The following is a 16611-nucleotide window of genomic DNA, read 5'->3' as shown; positions in this document are numbered from 1 at the left end:
TCGGAAAAGTCCCCCTTATTAAGGGGGATTTAGGGGGATCTCAACCCATGCAACAAACCACAAACTCGATTATTTTAAAATGTGCGATCGCCAACAAAAAGAATTCCATCTTCCTTATAATTACAATTTAGTAAGCAGAGCTAGAGAATTAAGGAAAACTATGACTCCAGCCGAGAAAAAGCTGTGGTCTGACTATTTGAAAAATTTTAAGTTTAGAGTCTTGCGACAAAGACCAATAGCGAATTTTATTGTTGACTTTTATTGTGCTGCTTTAAAATTAGTTATTGAAGTTGATGGAGATTCTCATTATACAGAAGCTGGCCAAGCTTATGACGAAGAAAGAACTCACATTCTTGAAGGTTATGGATTAAAAGTAATTCGATTTACCAATGATGAAGTATTGCATAATTTTGAAGCAGTGTGCGTTCGGATCAGCAGTGAGCTTCCCCCTAGCACAACCTAGAGCTGTTTAAAAATTCAATAAGTTGCGAATCTTTGCTGATCATCGATTTTTTTTAGGGATTAGGATAATAGAGTTAGATTGGGGGAGTGACATCGCGTTTTTTATCCCATTTTCTAGTCGATCCCCCCCAGCCCCCCTTAATAAGGCTATCCATTAGGCAAAAGTAGTCGAAACAGTGATAGAGACTAGGATTTAGGCAAGGATTGGGAGAGGAGTGGTGAGAGCCATTATTAAACTAACAGGGATTTCCCAAGACTGCGGTCGCAAAATCACAAACGCGATCGCAAAATCACAAACGCGATCGCAAAATCACAAACGCGATCGCAAAATCACAAACGCGATCGCAAAATCACAAACGCGATCGCCTACGGCAGCAGCTTGCGCTGATCGCACTTAAGTAGGGCTTGCTGCACAAGTATGGAAACTATACCAGACAGGGCTTTCAATCATTTTTACCCTGAAAAAGTGCCAGGATTTTGAGCCCATCGATACAAAAACCTGGCACCATCGTAGGGGAACACTTGGTTATATTCGGAATGTGAGGGAAAAATAAGCATATTTTTCAAGAGCTAGTTTCAGATCCGCAAATTTCCCCAAAGACTTGTGCAGCAAGCGATAGTGAACTCTTAACTTATTACTTATTACTTATTACTTATTACCCGAATCAATAGACTTATTCAGCAAGCCCTAAGTAGGAGCACCCTCACGGGAGTGGACAGGGAGGCATTGGTTATGAGAGTATCAGAGGAAAAAGTCAATCAGGAGATGAAGAAGAACAAATGAAGGATTGGATCAGCCAGGAAATAAATCCGAAATTTTTCAGGACATACGTCATGCCAAAAGATTGAGAAAGACACTTGTGGTCTTAAGCGAGCATCCAGGAGAAACAGTACCAAAAGCGAGTGGTAATGCCAGCAACAGCCAAAGTATTTACAGATTTTGGTCAAATGAGAAAGTGACAAGAACACAAATATTGGCTTCACACAAGGAAGGCGTAGTGAGGAGATGTGTGGAAGCAGGAGTAGTGCTGGCAATACAGGACACGACCGACTTGGAGTATACGACACATGAAGCCACAAAAGGTTTGGGATATATAAATCAGACCCTTCAACAAGGAATTAAAGTTCATAGCTGTATAGCGGTCAGTGCCAAAGGAAAACCATTAGGACTGCTACATCAACAGAGTTGGACCAGAAAGCACAGGAGTGGTTTGAAAAAAGAACGCAAGAAAAAAGCGATTCAAGAAAAAGAAAGTTATCGATGGTTAGAGACAGTTAAGGGAGCTGAAGAAGGACTAGCGGAAAAAGCCAAGCTCATACATGTTGCAGATCGTGAGGCTGATATCTTCGAGTTATTCGCCCAAAAGCGTTCTGCTAATAGCGAATTACTGATTCTTCGAGAGTATAATCGCAGGGTGAAAGAGGAGATGGGATATCTGTTACCGATGATTGAACAAAGACCAATTTTAGGTACAATGACCATCAACTTAGAGCGTAATCCCAAACGTCCAGCTCGTCAGGCATCATTACAAATCCGAGGGATAAGAGTCACTTTGGAAGTGCCTCAACATCATCCCAAACCCCACAATCTCCATCCAGTGGAAATCAACGTACTACTGGTAGAAGAAACTGAGAAACCGGCTGATGGTAGTCAACCCATTCGTTGGTTGTTGCTCACAACTCTACCAATTGACGACTTCCAAAAAGCTTGGCAATGCGTGCAGTGGTATAGTTATCGATGGCTCATCGAACGCTTTCACTTTACCCTTAAAAGTGGCTGACGCACGCGAAAAACTTCAACTTCAAACTAGAGAGCGTTTACTCAAAGCACTGGCTACTTATAACATTGTTGCTTGGCGATTAATGTGGTTAACGTAATCTCGCTCGACTTAATCCCGATGCTTCTTGCCAAGTAGTTTTATCTCCACAGGAATGGAAGCTCAAGCGACTTCAATTTCAACCCAAAAACCGCTCGAAAAAACCTCCTACTCTTCGCCAAGCTCTGATGAGCGATTGCACGTTTGGGTGGATTTTTGGCCCGTACCGGAGATGGCGAACCTGGCTTGAAAACTCTAGCCGCGAGGGCTTTCTACCTTTTACCATTTATTTGAAGGTTCACAACTTGCTTCTACGTCCTAGTCTCTATCACTGTTTCGACTACTTTTGCCTAATGGATAGCTTAATAAGGGGGGAGTCCGGAAATCTCTCTAGTTTCTCTCCCTTCCGCCCAAATAACCAAGGGGAGAGTAAACCCTTTCTATCCCATTTCCTAACTCGATCCCCCCCAGCCCCCCTTAATAAGGGGGGAGTCCGGAAATCGATCCAGTTTCTCTCCCTTCTGCCCAAATAACCAAGGGGAGAGTAAACTCTTTCTATGCCATTTCCTAACTCGATCCCCCCCAGCCCCCCTTAATAAGGGGGGAGTCCGGAAATCGATCCAGTTTCTCTCCCTTCTGCCCAAATAACCAAGGGGAGAGTAAACTCTTTCTATCCCATTTTCTAGTCGATCCCCCCCAGCCCCCCTTAATAAGGGGGGAGTCCGGAAATCGATCTAGTTTCTCTCCCTTCCGCCCAAATAACCAAGGGGAGAGCAAACCCTTTCTATCCCATTTCCTAACTCGATCCCCCCCAGCCCCCCTTAATAAGGCAGGGCTGTTTCATTTTCAGGAATAAATTGTCTTTTTCTACGGGTGAAAGGGAGCTGGGGTGCTGGGGAGAGGTTTTTTTTCAGGTTAAAAATAACTTTTTATTAGCTTTAATCCCCCCTATCTCCCTATCTCCCTATCTCCCCACCTCCCCACAAATGACGTTTTAGTCGGACTTTGAAACAGCCCTGCCCCTTAATAAGGGGGGAGTCCGGAAATCGATCTAGTTTCTCTCCGTTCCCTTAATAAAGGGGAAGTCCGGAAATCTATCTACTTTTTCTCCCTTTACTTAATAAGAGGTAAGTCCGGAAATCGCTCTAGAAAGTCCCCCTTATTAAGGGGGATTTAGGGGGATCACAACCTAAGCAAAAAACCATCTCCCTGCTCCCTGCTCCCGAAATTGCTATAATTAAACCAATCCAACATAACTACCTATAAATTATGGCAGTCTTGTCCCTTTTGGCTAGTTTAGAACTATCGAAAGTAGCGTCACCGTTGTTAGGTATTATTGCGGGACAAGCAGGGAAGCATATAATTAAATCTCTGACTAAAAGCGATATCGAAAAAGCCATCAAAGCGGGAGCAGAAGCGGTTGATCAATGGGACAAACAACTGGATAGTCAACAGCGCTTATTTTTTCACGCTCCCCCGGATGGCTGGAATGGAGTTAGTAGGTTTTTGAACCACTATTTTACTCATTCTGCTGTTTTAGCGGAATTACAAAAACCGTTACTTAATCAAGGGAAGCCAGACCGGGAGATTTTAAGCACGGTATTTCAACAAGAAGCTGACGCCAAGACTATTAAACTAAATCAAAACAGTCTCAAGCCTTGGGTAGAGACATTTATTAATGCTTATTTTAAGAAGACTTATACTTATCTAAAATTTCAGGTAGCTAAACAGGATTATAATCAACAGTTAGCCAACTGGTTTGATGATGTCAAATTTGCTGGCATTGCTGTGCCTGGGCAAGAAGTAGAAAAATCGGAGAAGTTAGCTCAGATTTTTGTAATGCCAGATGTAGTGGAAGACGTATCAACTGCTCGCCCTTGGGAGCGGGAGTTGTTAGCAGCTGGTAGTGGGGAAAAGCCAGAAAGGCTAATCTTGGACAAGACAAGTGGTAGGAAATTTTTGGCTCAGCAGTTATTGAGCCAAAGTCAGTGGAGACGAGTGGTAATATTGGGTGCGCCAGGCTCTGGTAAAACCACCTTGATGAGCTATTTTGCAGTAATGTTAGCTCAGCAAAATCCTGACATTTTAGGATTAGATGGTGATACCGACTGGCTACCGATTTTAATCAGGATGCGAGATTTTGCCAGACATCTCGATAAAAGCTTGATCGACTATGCTCGGATATTTGCCGAAAACACCATGTCAGTCAAACCGTTACCAGTGGGATTTTTTGAGCATTGGTTGTCTGATGGTAGAGCGTTGATATTGCTGGATGGTTTGGATGAAGTAGCAGAAGAGGCTAAACGCCATAATGTAGTCAAGCGCATCGAGAATTTTTTAGGACAATTTGACAGAAATTGCGCTATTATTACATCTCGCCCGGCTGGCTATCGACGGGACTTTTTCCGCACTGAGGAATTTCCCCACTATCAAATCCAACCCTTTGATGACCAGAAGATTTCGGCTTTTATTGATAACTGGTATAACAGTCGCTTTCAAGACCAAGCAGAAGCTCAAAGGTGGAAGCAGAGTTTACGAAAAGCTCTGGATGATAATGACCGGATTACCTTGTTGGCACGGAATCCGTTATTGTTGACAATTATTGCCTTGATTCATCGGTATCAAGCAGTATTGCCCAAAAAACGCCATAAGCTTTATGACAAGGCGGTAGAAACCTTGTTAATCAATTGGGATAAGCTTAAAGACTTAAGTAGTGATAAGCGGTTGAAATATTTGGATTTCGAGGATGATTTACGCCGGTTGATGGAATCTTTGGCTTATTGGATTCATACCCAGGGAAATATTGAAGATAACGACAGTGGCACCTTAATTGATAAAAATGATTTGATTGATCAGTTGAAGCAGCAGATTAAAGACTTGAAGCAGGTGCAGCCCCATCAGGCCGAGCAAGAGGCGAAAAGATTTGTGGAATTGATTCGGGAGCGCACTGGTTTATTAAATGAGCAGGGGCAAGATTGTTATGGCTTTGTCCATAAAACCTTTCAGGAATATTTGTGTGCTGAAGAGATTAACTATCAAGCGGATAATGAGAGAGATTCTGAGATTGTTTTGGATCCGATTCGGGAGCATTTGCATGACTCCCACTGGCGCGAAGTGTTATTATTGCTGATAGCACAACAAAAACCGAAAAATGCGGCAAAGGCAATTCGAGCAGTATTGACTAATAATAGTAACTATGAGCAGTGGTTACATCGGGATTTGTTGTTTGCTGGTAATTGTTTGGCAGAAGACCCGAAAAATTTGCGCGGTGCTGAGAGTGGGTTGGTGCAAGAGATTTTAAAGCGCTTGGTTGAGTTGAAGGTAAGTAAAGATAAGCGCGTTGTGAATAAGATTCGCAAGCAGGTTTATCAAATAATTTGCAGTTTGTCTGAAACAGATTTTCAAGCACCGGTATTGGAATTGTTGAAAGAGCGATCTGATTTAATTGCTGAGAAACAATTGCTAAAGTATCAAGTTGAGTTAGGGGAAAAAAATCAGGTAATTGAAATATATCAAGAACGACTAAAGGATAATGACTCTGATGTGCGTAGTAGTGCAGCCTTGACTTTGGGCAGATTGGGCAACAGCTCAGAAACTCTACTCAACGCCCTACTACCACTGTTTAAGTATAATGACTCTGATGTGCGTAGTAGCGCAGCCAAAGTCTTGGACATATTTGGCAACAGTTCAGAAACCGTAGTCAACGCCCTACTACCACTGCTTAAGTATAATGACTCTCTGGTGCGTATGAAGGCATCCTTGGCCTTGGGCATATTGGGCAACAGTTCTGAAATCGTAGTCAACGCCCTACTACCACTACTTCAAGATAATAACTTTGGTGTGCGTGAGCAGACAGCCGCAGTCTTGCATGACTTGGGCAACAGTTCCGAAATCGTAGTCAATGCTCTACGAGCACTACTTGAGAATGATGACTATGATGTGCGTATAACGGCAGCCTTCGCTTTGGTCAATTTGGGTCACAGTTCAGAAACCGTAGTCAACTTGCTTCAACAACTACTTCAAAATCCTGATCCTTATGAACGTTTGAGGGCAGCGGAAGTCTTGGTTAAATTGGGCAACAGCTCAGAAGTAGTCAATGCCCTACTACCACTGCTTCAGGATAAATCTTCTAGTGTGCGTGCAAAGGCAGCGGAAGTCTTGGGCATATTGGAAAACAGCTCAGAAGTAGTCAATGCTCTACTACCACTACTTCAGGATAATCACTCTGATGTACGTATAACGACAATCCAATCCTTGAGAAAGTTGGGTAACACCTCAGAAACAGTAGTGAGCACCCTACTAGCACTGCTTGAGGATAATCACTTTGATGTACGTATGTCGGCAGCGGACGTTTTGGGAGAATTGGGCAACAGCTCAGAAGTAGTCAATGCCCTACTACCACTACTTCAAGATAATCACTTTCATATGCGTATAACAGCAGCCTATGCCTTAAGCGCATTGGGCAATAGCTCAGAAACCGCAGTCAACGCCCTACTAGCACAGCTTGATAATCCCAACTCTGATGTGCGTGCAGGGGTAACCTTGGTGTTGGGCATGTTGATCGACAGCTCAGAAACCGTAGTCAGCGCTTTACGAGGAAGACTTCAAGATCAAAATTCTATTGTGCGTTGGAGGGCAGCCGATGCCTTAGTTAAATTGGGCAATAGCTCAGACACGGTAGTGAGCACCCTACTAGCATTGCTTGAGAATAACAAGTCTGACGTGCATATGGAGGCAGCCTTAACCTTGGTTAAATTGGGCAACAGCTCAGAAACAGTAGTGAGCACCCTACTAGCAATGCTTGGGAATTCCAAGTCTAATGTGCATCACAGGGCAGTCATAGCCTTGGGCAGATTGGGCAAAACATCCAATCATATTCTCCCTAGTGTGATTGAATGGATTGAACAACACCAGGATTCCGACTATGTGGGCAGAGGTATTGATGCCCTGTGGGATTTGGTCGTAGGAAGGGAATAGGGAATCGGGAGTCGGGAGTCGGGAGTCGGGAGTAGTAGGAAAGAAATCTAAAGAGTTTTTGATATTCTTAGAAATAAAAATATGTTTGTGCTACAATTAAAGATTGTTCAGCTTTACAGTATCGTTGTTGTTGAATGCGATCGCATAGCGTGACCAAAGGTCTATCGCATTGCTAATCATGCTACTCATGGAATTAGTTTTGAAGGACGCGATCGCATTTCCAAACTCCCTGCTCCCTGCTCCCTACTCCCTAAAATCCAACCATTGCGTTAAAACAACATAAAACCCCCAACGGCTCTAAGCCATCGAGGATTTGGTAATATTAAAAGCTGAAAGCTGATGGCTGATAGCTGAATGCTTACCGTTTTTTCCTACGCTTTCTTGCCAGCTTCCTCTCCTTAATTTTGGCAGCCACAACACTTGGTTCAATAGGCAATCCTGCTCTAGGAATTACCTGATATTGTCGCTCCTCTTCTAGATTTTTAAGCTTAGTGTAATCAACCCAGTGGATACAATCTACTGGACAAGTGTCTATCGCTTCTTGTATCACCTCTTCTGAGTCGCCATCTTGCCGAAAAACCCGGGATCTACCGTGGTCCTCTTCCATGTAAAACGTATTGCGAGCGACGTGGGCGCAGTGTTTACAGCCAATGCAGGTAATTTCATCAACGTAAACACCTTTTTGTCGCAGAATACCCCCTAGCTCTGGCTCAAAACCAGACCGCTCTGGAGCATCTCGAAAGACACCCCCTAACTCTGGTTCTAAACCTGAACGCTCTGGCGTCGGTGAGAACTCAGACATTACGCGCTCCAGCGTTGCACGACTAAACGAATTGAACCATCTTTATTATCTTGTTGCTCAGCAACCTCAAAGCCTTGCTTAGCAGTTTCCTTAATTACTGTGTTGTAAGCGTAACGCTGGGTTACCCGTTGTAGGAAACCATCTACAGACCAAGGCTGTTGCCAATACTGAAAATCAGCAACAAGTTCGTAGGCGTTACCATTCCAACTAAAACCGATGTCGTAGTCATTCTCTTGCTCAATCACTACTTCAGCAGTGCGAGTTTGACCTTGATAACCGCGCACAGAGCTAGGACCAGATTGCCAATCAATCCCTAAGTCAGTTAAAGCAGTTTCTAAGGATGAACGGTTACGGATTTGGGTTTTGATAGTGCTGAAATGAGACATGTTTGGTAATTAAACGAATTTACTAACTGGAACACAAATAGGACTTACGAAGTTTAGTTAGTTTTGCCCCCCTAGCCCCCCAATACTGGGGGGTAATTACGAAGTTTAGTTGGTTTTGCCCCCCTAGCCCCCCAATACTGGGGGGTAATGATATCAAAGTCCCCCAGTATTGGGGGATTTAGGGGGCAAAAGTCCCCCAGTATTGGGGGATTTAGGGGGCAAAAGTCCCCCAGTATTGGGGGATTTAGGGGGCAAAAGTCCCCCAGTATTGGGGGATTTAGGGGGCAATGGCTAAGTCCTGAAAAATTTACCAATGGCTAACCGTAGCTTGAGCTGTCGCTGTTGCCGACAGTTCAAGCTTTTGGTCGAAGTAATCTGATGTTTTCTCAACAGATACGACTCGTCCTAGCTGAGCTTCAATAGCAGCTGTTACCTCTGCGCAAGAGGCTCCGATGATCCCAGTGACTTTTTCCTGGACTCGACCATCTGGATAAATGACAAACTCTAATGTTTCCATAGTCGCCTTAGTGCTCGGTTTATGCCTATTTAGAGGTTGTGGCACCGGTTGTTGCACCTGTCCAGGAGTATGTAATCCCGGATTGATATCACACTACGCATTAAGGTGTTTGACATTGATACAAGCAGCAAAAGTAGTTCTAGTAAACTATTGCCTCTTGCCTCTTGCCTCTTGCCTTTCGCGTAGCGCTATATCACTGATCACTGACCAGTGCTATAGCTGGTCACTAATCAAATGATAATAATTCAGATCATGGCGCAAACAACATTAACATAAGTTTATAGTAAATCGAGTGTTTACTTTAATATTTTGTAAGTTTCTCGTAACTTTAGGGAATAGTCAAGGGGTGGTGTAACCCAAAAATGGTTTGTTAACAAAAATATAGGGGTTTTTAATTAAGGGACTGAGGCCGTGGGGCACAAGCTATAAACGGCTATATATAAACCTAGGGGACTAGGCCAGGGTAAGCCAAAAAAAAAATTGAGCCAGAATGTGATATTGGTCAAGGATTATGACTATATAACGCCAAGATTTTTCAGCACTATTGCATGATTATATCAATAATATTGATAATAATTCTTCTTTATTGATTTTTTCCCTTACCCTGGGGACTGGGCAAAGTATGAAGTATGAAGTATGAATTATTAAAGTTCGGCTAAAGAGTCTATAAGTTATGAGTGAAACGCAAGTCAGAGGTGTAAATAACCCCAAAACCGCCAATCCCAATGGATTAGAGCGAATACGAGTAGGGGTTTTAGGCTTTGGGGGATTAGGTCAAGCGGCTACCAGAGTGTTAGCTCCCAAGGGAGAAATGCTTTGGGTAGCAGCAGCTGACCGAAAAGGTTATGCGTATGACGCAGCTGGGTTAAATCCTGAGCGTTGTATCCAGACCTACCAATCCCAAGGTTCTTTAGGTTATCTAGAACCAGGTGGCACTTTAAGTAGCAACAGTATCGAAGACTTAATCCAAAACGCGACAGTAGATGGATATTTCCTAGCACTGCCAAATTTACCGAATACCTTTATGGCATCGGTGGTTAAGCAATTTATTCAATCGGGTTGGAAGGGAGTGTTAGTAGATGCTCTCAAGCGCACTAGTGCTCTAGAACAACTGTTGCAACTCCAAGATGAATTGCAAGCTGCTGGAATTACCTATATGACTGGCTGCGGTGCGACACCAGGATTATTGACCGCTGCTGCTGCGATCGCATCTCAAAGCTATGCCGAGATTCACAGTGTCAAGATTACCTTTGGGGTAGGGATTGCTAACTGGGAAGCCTATCGAGCCACCATTCGAGAAGATATTGCTCACCTTCCCGGTTATGATGTAGAACGAGCCAAAGCCATGAGTGATGCTGAAGTCGAAGCCTTATTAGATGAAACCAAAGGCATCATCAGCCTAGAGAATATGGAACACGCTGATGATGTGATGCTGGAACTAGCAGGGATTTGCTCACGCGATCGCGTTTCTGTTGGTGGTGTCGTTGATACCCGCAATCCTAAAAAACCCCTCAGTACCAATGTCCAAATCACAGGTCGCACCTTTGAGGGTAAGATTTCCACTCACACCTTTACCCTTGGTGATGAAACCAGCATGGCTGCTAATGTCTGTGGTCCCGCCTTTGGCTATCTAAAAGCAGGAGTTTCCCTACATCACAAAGGGATTTATGGTCTATTGACTGCTGCTGAAGTTATGCCGCAGTTTGTGAAATAGTCGGTTTTACGGAGTAGGGAGTAGGGAAAAGGGAACAGGGAACAGGGAACAGGGAACAGGGAACAGGGAACAGGGAACAGGGAACAGGGAACAGGGAATAGGTAAGAAATGCTGTGTAGCTCTGCTCTGTATAGCTATTAAAAACGCTATAATAGGATGTTGGGATAACCACCATTAATCAAAATCTCCCTATCTCCCCATTTCCCCATTTCCCTATCTCCCCATTTCCCCATCTCCCCATCTCCCCATTTCCCCATCTCCCCATCTCCCCATCTCCCCACCCTCTTCAACTAAGCTGGATTTTTCCTCCTGTTCCAGATTAATCGCATCAGTGGTTTGTACCACAAATGGTAGACTAGCCCCTAGTAAGCCTCGTTGGATCCTTTGGGGTGTCTCTGGGAAAGCCACAAACAGGGGATAGATACGGTTGACGCCATCACTAAGAATGTGTTGATAGCCAGGAGGCATTAGCCATTCATAGTCTTTGTCTAGTAACACTTGGGTCTGACGCCAGCGACTGAGCAAGTCAGAAAAGTCTTCATGGGGGCGATGGATGAATAGAACAATCTCAATCTCCATCTTGATTTTCCATTCGGGATCGCACATTACCATAGCTAGATCACAGGGTAAAGCTACAGTTTCGGTGATCGTGCCATGGCTGACACTTTTATGCCCTAAGGAGGATGGCGAGTGACGAATTCTCACCACTGGCAAGGGAATGGTGATCACACTCTCGTAAGGTCGGCGCATACTAGGAATCATTTCCAGGTAAGGTCGATAGGATTTCAGGAGTGCGATCGCACCATCATGGTTACTATACTCTGCTAGCCAAGCTTCGTAATCAGATTTCTGAACAGGCATCGAATTAGCCCATAGTTTCAAACACTTTAAACATTGGTAGATACATAGATATCAAGATCACACCAACCATGCCTCCCAAAACCACAATCATAATTGGTTCCAAGATACTAGTTAGTGCTTTAACCGCTTGCTCCACTTCATCTTCATAGAAGTCAGCAACTTTCATCACCATAGAATCCAACTCACCCGTCTCTTCACCAATACTAATCATTTGAATTGCTAAAGGAGGAAAAATGTTTTCTCGTTGTAAAGCGAGGCTAATCATCCCACCCTGTTGAATCTCATTCTTAGCTGAGTTAATAGCATTAGAAATTACCTGGTTACCCGCTGTATCTCTGACAATATCTAAGGAATTCAGGATCGGGACTCCTGAACGAGTTAAGGAGCCAAAGACTCGGCAAAAGCGAGCTACAGAGCCTTTTTCATTCAACTCACCAAACAGAGGCAGTTTCAACTGCAAACCATCAATTTGCAATTTACCCATGGGGGTTTTGTAGTAATACTTAAAAGCTGTATATAAAGCACCTACAACAACAATAGGAATCAGAACTTTCCAACTTCTGAGGATGCCGCTCAACCATAGCATAAATCGGGTTAAAAATGGCAATTCTGTTCCTAAATCTTGGAATATCCCAGCAAAGATTGGGATCAGAAACATTGTCATTGCCAGAAAAACCAGTAAGGCTAAAAATCCTACCACACTAGGGTAAGCCATAGCTGATTTGATTTGGTTTTGCAGGCGATTCATATCTTCGAGCAGCTTAGCTAATCGGTTGAGCACTTCATCAAGTACACCCCCAACCTCGCCAGCCTGAACCATACTCACATAAAGATCATCAAAACAATCTGGATGGTTACGCATGGCATCCGATAGATTAGTTCCTTGTTGAACCTCGGCACTGATGTTCATCAACGCCTTTTTCAGCTTAGGATTAGAACACTGTTCCCCTAATACCCCAAGACATCGGACGATAGCCACACCAGCATTAACCATAGCGGCAAACTGACGAGAAAAGACCGCTTTGTCTTTGATCGTGACATTGGTAAATTTTTCAGAAAGGCTTGATAGGCTAAAGTCAATATCTATGCTTTTCTTGACGCTGCCAACAGTAGCATACCGATGTTCTAGCATGCTGCGGGCTTGTTCAGGAGTAGCAGCGTCAATTTTTTCTTTTTTGGATTTGCCTGATTTGTCCCGAACTTGAGCAATAAAAGTAGGCATGGCTTTTTTCTAGATTAAGTCTAATCGAAAGTTTGATGGTACGAGTCGGTCCTTTCTCTAGACTAGCGGTAAGCCGTCAGCCCTCAGCCCTGAGCTTTTAGCTCACGCGTGCGCGTTCAGCCGTCACCTTAAAATAAACCTCGAAAGGGATAATTTAATATTAAGAGATTTTAGAGAATTGAAAGTCTGGGCAAAAGCCCATCAAAGCATATGCTGAACGCGTAGCGTGCGTGGCACAGGCTTCTAGCCTGTGAGGTAGCGCATTAGCTGATAGCTGATAGCACCTCAAGTAGCGTGCGTGGCACAGGCTTCTAGCCTGTGAGGTAGCGCATTAGCTGATACGCGACACGCTGATAGCTGATACGCGACACGCTGATAGCTGATAGCTTACGACTAGCGGGTCGCCTTTGCTCTACCGCCCTTAGAATTCATCCCTCCAGAACCAGCAACGATACGTTGCAATTCATCAGGTTTAGAACTTTTACTAAGTCCTGCTTCCAAAGAGATCAAGCCAGATTTCACCTGATAAGCTAAAGCTTGTTCCAGGGTCTGCATTCCCAATTTCACACCGGTTTGGATAGCAGAGTAAACTTGAGACGTTTTTCCTTCCCGGATCAGGTTAGAAATAGCAGGTGTCACTACCATGATTTCCTGAGCCATAGTCCGACCAAACTCACCGGGTTTAGGATTTTTCTTCGGTACTAGACATTGACTAAATACTGCAATCAAAGAGTTAGACAGCTGAGCTCGGATTTGAGCTTGCTGTCCAAATGGAAACACATCAATGATCCGGTCTACGGTTTGAGCAGCTGAGTTAGTGTGTAGCGTTCCAAATACCAAGTGACCGGTTTCAGCGGCAGAAATAGCTAGACCAATAGTTTCCATATCCCGCATTTCACCCACCAAAATCACATCCGGGTCTTCCCGCAGTGCCCCCTTCAGAGCATTGGCAAAGGTCTTAGTATCTTCACCTTTTTGACGTTGGTGAATCAAGCTCTTGATGTTAGGAAACACATATTCTATCGGGTCTTCCACTGTCAGAATATGTTCTGCCCTTGTGCGGTTAATTAAATCAATCATGGCTGCTAGGGTAGTGGTTTTCCCAGAACCAGTCGGTCCGGTGACCAATACCATTCCCCTTGGTCGTTCACTCATCGACCGCACCACATCCGGTAAACCCAATTTGTCAAAGTTAGGAATCTTGGAAGACAACGCCCTCAAGCAAGCGGCATAACAACCCCGTTCTTTGTAAACATTGACACGGAAACGAGCCAACCCCTTAACACCATAGGAACAATCAAGTTCCCAGTTTTGCTCCAATTCCTTACGCTGTGAATTGTTAAGCATACTGAAAATCAATCGCTGACAGGCTTGAGGGTTCAAGGATTCGTCATCAATGGGTTGGAGTTTACCACTGACGCGGAAGTAGACTGGCGCACCCGCTTGGATGTGCATATCTGACCCCCCCATCTCGATCATCTGCTCCATCAAGTCTTCAATCATCAGTTCCATAATCTTCTATCCCTTAAAAACCTCAGTAGTAGTTAGTGATTACTTATTACTCAAAATCAAATAGCCAATTAGTTATTAATAATTGACTAATAACTAATTTAATTTTGGAAACGCGGTGTCATACAGTAAGGACAGTCTAGCCACTCCGGCTGCAATTGAGCTGAGCAAGTGGTACAGGTTAGAGAACTCTTGCGCTTAGCTTTCATTTCTGTCTCTAAGCCGGAATCAGTAAAGGTTACTCGTTCCACTTCTTCAAAGGTGGTATAACCTTGCTGTACCAAATTCAAGCTATAGGCTAATATGGTGATCATCCCTTCCTCTACAGCAGCTTCCTTAATCCTCTCCGTGGGAGCTCCTTGGTTGATTAAGCCTTGCAGATTCTCAGAGATGCGCATAACTTCATAAACACCAACCCGTCCTTTGTAACCAATACCATTACAGGTTTTACACAGTGTACCTTGTGCCCTAGCTTCAACGATTTGCTCCGGTGTTAGGGTATTGGCGCGATAGACGGTAATCTCGCCATCCCTAGAAGCAGACAGACCATAGCGGGCTAGTTCCGCAGAACTTGGTTGGTAAGAAATGCGGCAATTGGAACAAACACGCCGCATCAATCGTTGAGCCAACACTCCCAGCAAGGCACCGGAAACCATGAAGGGTTCAACACCCATTTCATCTAAACGAGCGATCGCACCAGCGGCATCATTAGTGTGTAGAGTAGTCAATACTAGGTGACCAGTCAAAGCTGCTTCAATCGCGGTTTTAGCTGTTTCTTTGTCTCGGGTCTCACCCACCAGAATCACGTCCGGGTCTTGGCGCAGAAAGGCTCGTAGAATTGAGGCAAAATCCATGCCTTTTTCCCGGATAACTTGGACTTGGGTAATCCCAGGTAAGGAATACTCAATCGGGTCTTCTGCAGTACTGATATTAACCCCAGGGTCATTACGTTCAGCCAGAATTGAATACAAGGTGGTTGATTTCCCCGATCCCGTCGGACCCGTCACCAAAATTAATCCAAAGGGACGCTTAGCCATTTCCCTGACTAATTCTAAGGTGTCTGGGTCTGTGATCAACTTATCCAACCCCAACTGGGTGGATTCGTTATCTAGGATCCGCAGAACCACCTTTTCCCCATAACGACTGGGCAAGGTATTGACCCGAAAGTCAACTTTGCGCCCCTGGAACATACGTCGAATTTTACCGTCTTGGGGTAAGCGTCTTTCCGCAATGTCGAGATCTGCCATGATTTTGAAACGAGCCGCCACCGCTGTATGTATTCGCTGTGGTAAAGCATCAAAGGCTTGACGCAGTACCCCATCTTTGCGATAGCGCACCCGCAACTGCTCCTCTTGGGGTTCGATGTGAATGTCAGAAACCCCTTCTTGTAAAGCCTTAGCCAGGATTTTGTTGACCAGGTTGATGATCGGAGCCCCCCCTGCCTCATTCAAAGACGAATCTAGGTCTGCTTCGGCTTCCTCTGGGGCATCCTGTAAAGTATCGAATGAGCCTAAATTCTCTAAATCCTCCTTTACATCTACGGATTTTTGTTGATCTAGTTGCTTTTGCCGTGCCAACTGATCGTCAAGATACTGACTAATGATTTGCTGATAGTCTTCCTTAGTGATGACCATCCGTTGCAACTTTATTCCCTGAGGTCGTAGAATCCGATTCAAATCATCCTGGGCTTCTAGATCATCAGGAGAAACCATTGCCACCAAAACCGATGGTGGCTCAGTTTCATGCTTAGATATGGGGAGCAGGTGATAGCGACGGCAAATATCAATGGGAATCAGGGTTTCGATCAAGCCACCGACTTGCTGAGTAGAAATATCACTAATTTCCGGATCTAGAGACTCAACACCAAACAGAACTTTCAGTTCAAACAACTGCTGTTTCTTGTATTGGCGTATCAAATCAGGTGGTAACTGACGTCCGGTCATTGCTTCGATGACTTCCGTCAGGGGTCTTCCGGACTTGCGAGTTTCCAGCCAAGCTTGCTGCATCTGGTCAACATTAACGTAACCAGCCTGAATCAGTTTATTACCAAAGGGAGAAAAATCGTTACGGACTACTAGGGCGCGTCGTTGAGATGAGGAGTAAGTCATGACGGAATAGGAGCTCTCCTTACTTTACACAGTATTCCCAAAAGCCTTATGTTAACTTGCATCGGAGTGGCTGCCACTCCCTTATTTTTACGTTTTAGTTAGATTGACGGACTCGGATAATTGGTCGTAGCTAAATATAGGATTATACATCATAAAAACTCAGTAAAGTCATTGGCTGTATAAAATTGGCTGTATAAATATTATCCAGACCGCGCCCTACATCCCCATAGATGAAT

At 44.3% G+C, this 16611-nt stretch carries 14 protein-coding genes; 6 read left to right on the top strand and 8 right to left on the bottom strand.

Annotated elements, in window-relative coordinates:
• The first annotated feature begins 79 nt into the window (after positions 1–79).
• The 4 genes from BJP34_RS28035 to BJP34_RS28025 all read left to right on the top strand — a co-directional run bounded on the left by BJP34_RS28035 (position 80) and on the right by BJP34_RS28025 (position 7256).
• Positions 80–463: an endonuclease domain-containing protein gene (locus BJP34_RS28035; RefSeq protein WP_070395178.1), complete on the top strand. Its 384-nt coding sequence runs from the start codon at positions 80–82 to the stop codon at positions 461–463.
• Between the two features lie 217 nt (positions 464–680).
• The gene (locus tag BJP34_RS41155) at positions 681–860 is read left to right on the top strand and encodes a hypothetical protein (RefSeq protein ID WP_143727925.1); all 180 of its coding nucleotides are present in this window, start codon (positions 681–683) and stop codon (positions 858–860) included.
• 390 nt (positions 861–1250) lie between these two features.
• Entirely contained in the window at positions 1251–2243 is a 993-nt protein-coding gene (locus tag BJP34_RS28030; RefSeq protein ID WP_083305041.1) for an IS4 family transposase, read from the top strand.
• A gap of 1305 nt (positions 2244–3548) precedes the next feature.
• Complete coding sequence (locus tag BJP34_RS28025) at positions 3549–7256, top strand: HEAT repeat domain-containing protein (RefSeq protein ID WP_083305380.1); 3708 nt, start codon at positions 3549–3551, stop codon at positions 7254–7256.
• 358 nt (positions 7257–7614) lie between these two features.
• Here BJP34_RS28025 and BJP34_RS28020 read toward each other — a convergent pair whose 3' ends face one another.
• From BJP34_RS28020 to BJP34_RS28010, 3 genes are all read right to left on the bottom strand, one after another.
• Positions 7615–8058 (bottom strand): ferredoxin, encoded by a 444-nt coding sequence (locus BJP34_RS28020; RefSeq protein WP_070395177.1) that lies wholly within the window; start codon positions 8056–8058, stop codon positions 7615–7617.
• Entirely contained in the window at positions 8058–8444 is a 387-nt protein-coding gene (locus tag BJP34_RS28015; RefSeq protein WP_070395176.1) for a DUF1257 domain-containing protein, read from the bottom strand. The genes BJP34_RS28020 and BJP34_RS28015 overlap by 1 nt, the downstream gene beginning before the upstream one ends.
• Positions 8445–8751: 307 nt before the next feature.
• Positions 8752–8961, bottom strand: a complete 210-nt coding sequence (locus tag BJP34_RS28010; RefSeq protein ID WP_070395175.1) for a DUF2997 domain-containing protein — start codon at positions 8959–8961, stop codon at positions 8752–8754.
• A gap of 115 nt (positions 8962–9076) precedes the next feature.
• Here BJP34_RS28010 and BJP34_RS49590 point away from each other — a divergent pair, with 115 nt between their 5' ends.
• Together BJP34_RS49590 and bioU are read left to right on the top strand one after the other, a co-directional pair.
• Positions 9077–9199, top strand: coding sequence for a hypothetical protein (locus BJP34_RS49590; protein ID WP_267876402.1), 123 nt, complete (start codon positions 9077–9079; stop codon positions 9197–9199).
• Positions 9200–9634: 435 nt separating this feature from the next.
• On the top strand, positions 9635–10675 hold the full coding sequence (gene bioU, locus BJP34_RS28005; protein ID WP_070395174.1) for a (S)-8-amino-7-oxononanoate synthase BioU: 1041 nt from the start codon (positions 9635–9637) through the stop codon (positions 10673–10675).
• Here bioU and BJP34_RS41150 read toward each other — a convergent pair.
• From BJP34_RS41150 to BJP34_RS27985, 5 genes are all read right to left on the bottom strand, one after another.
• Positions 10653–10850, bottom strand: coding sequence for a hypothetical protein (locus tag BJP34_RS41150; RefSeq protein WP_149031226.1), 198 nt, complete (start codon positions 10848–10850; stop codon positions 10653–10655). The genes bioU and BJP34_RS41150 overlap by 23 nt on opposite strands.
• A gap of 38 nt (positions 10851–10888) precedes the next feature.
• Positions 10889–11536: a hypothetical protein gene (locus BJP34_RS28000; protein ID WP_070395173.1), complete on the bottom strand. Its 648-nt coding sequence runs from the start codon at positions 11534–11536 to the stop codon at positions 10889–10891.
• Between the two features lie 4 nt (positions 11537–11540).
• Positions 11541–12758, bottom strand: a complete 1218-nt coding sequence (locus tag BJP34_RS27995) for a type II secretion system F family protein (protein WP_070395172.1) — start codon at positions 12756–12758, stop codon at positions 11541–11543.
• A gap of 393 nt (positions 12759–13151) precedes the next feature.
• The gene (locus BJP34_RS27990) at positions 13152–14270 is read right to left on the bottom strand and encodes a type IV pilus twitching motility protein PilT (RefSeq protein WP_070395171.1); all 1119 of its coding nucleotides are present in this window, start codon (positions 14268–14270) and stop codon (positions 13152–13154) included.
• 98 nt (positions 14271–14368) lie between these two features.
• Positions 14369–16375, bottom strand: coding sequence for a GspE/PulE family protein (locus BJP34_RS27985; protein ID WP_070395170.1), 2007 nt, complete (start codon positions 16373–16375; stop codon positions 14369–14371).
• Positions 16376–16611 lie beyond the last annotated feature (236 nt).

It is taken from the genome of Moorena producens PAL-8-15-08-1 (assembly GCF_001767235.1).
Classification (GTDB): domain Bacteria; phylum Cyanobacteriota; class Cyanobacteriia; order Cyanobacteriales; family Coleofasciculaceae; genus Moorena; species Moorena producens_A.
Note: the sequence above shows the minus strand (reverse complement) of the source record. Positions and strands in the feature narration are given on the sequence as shown.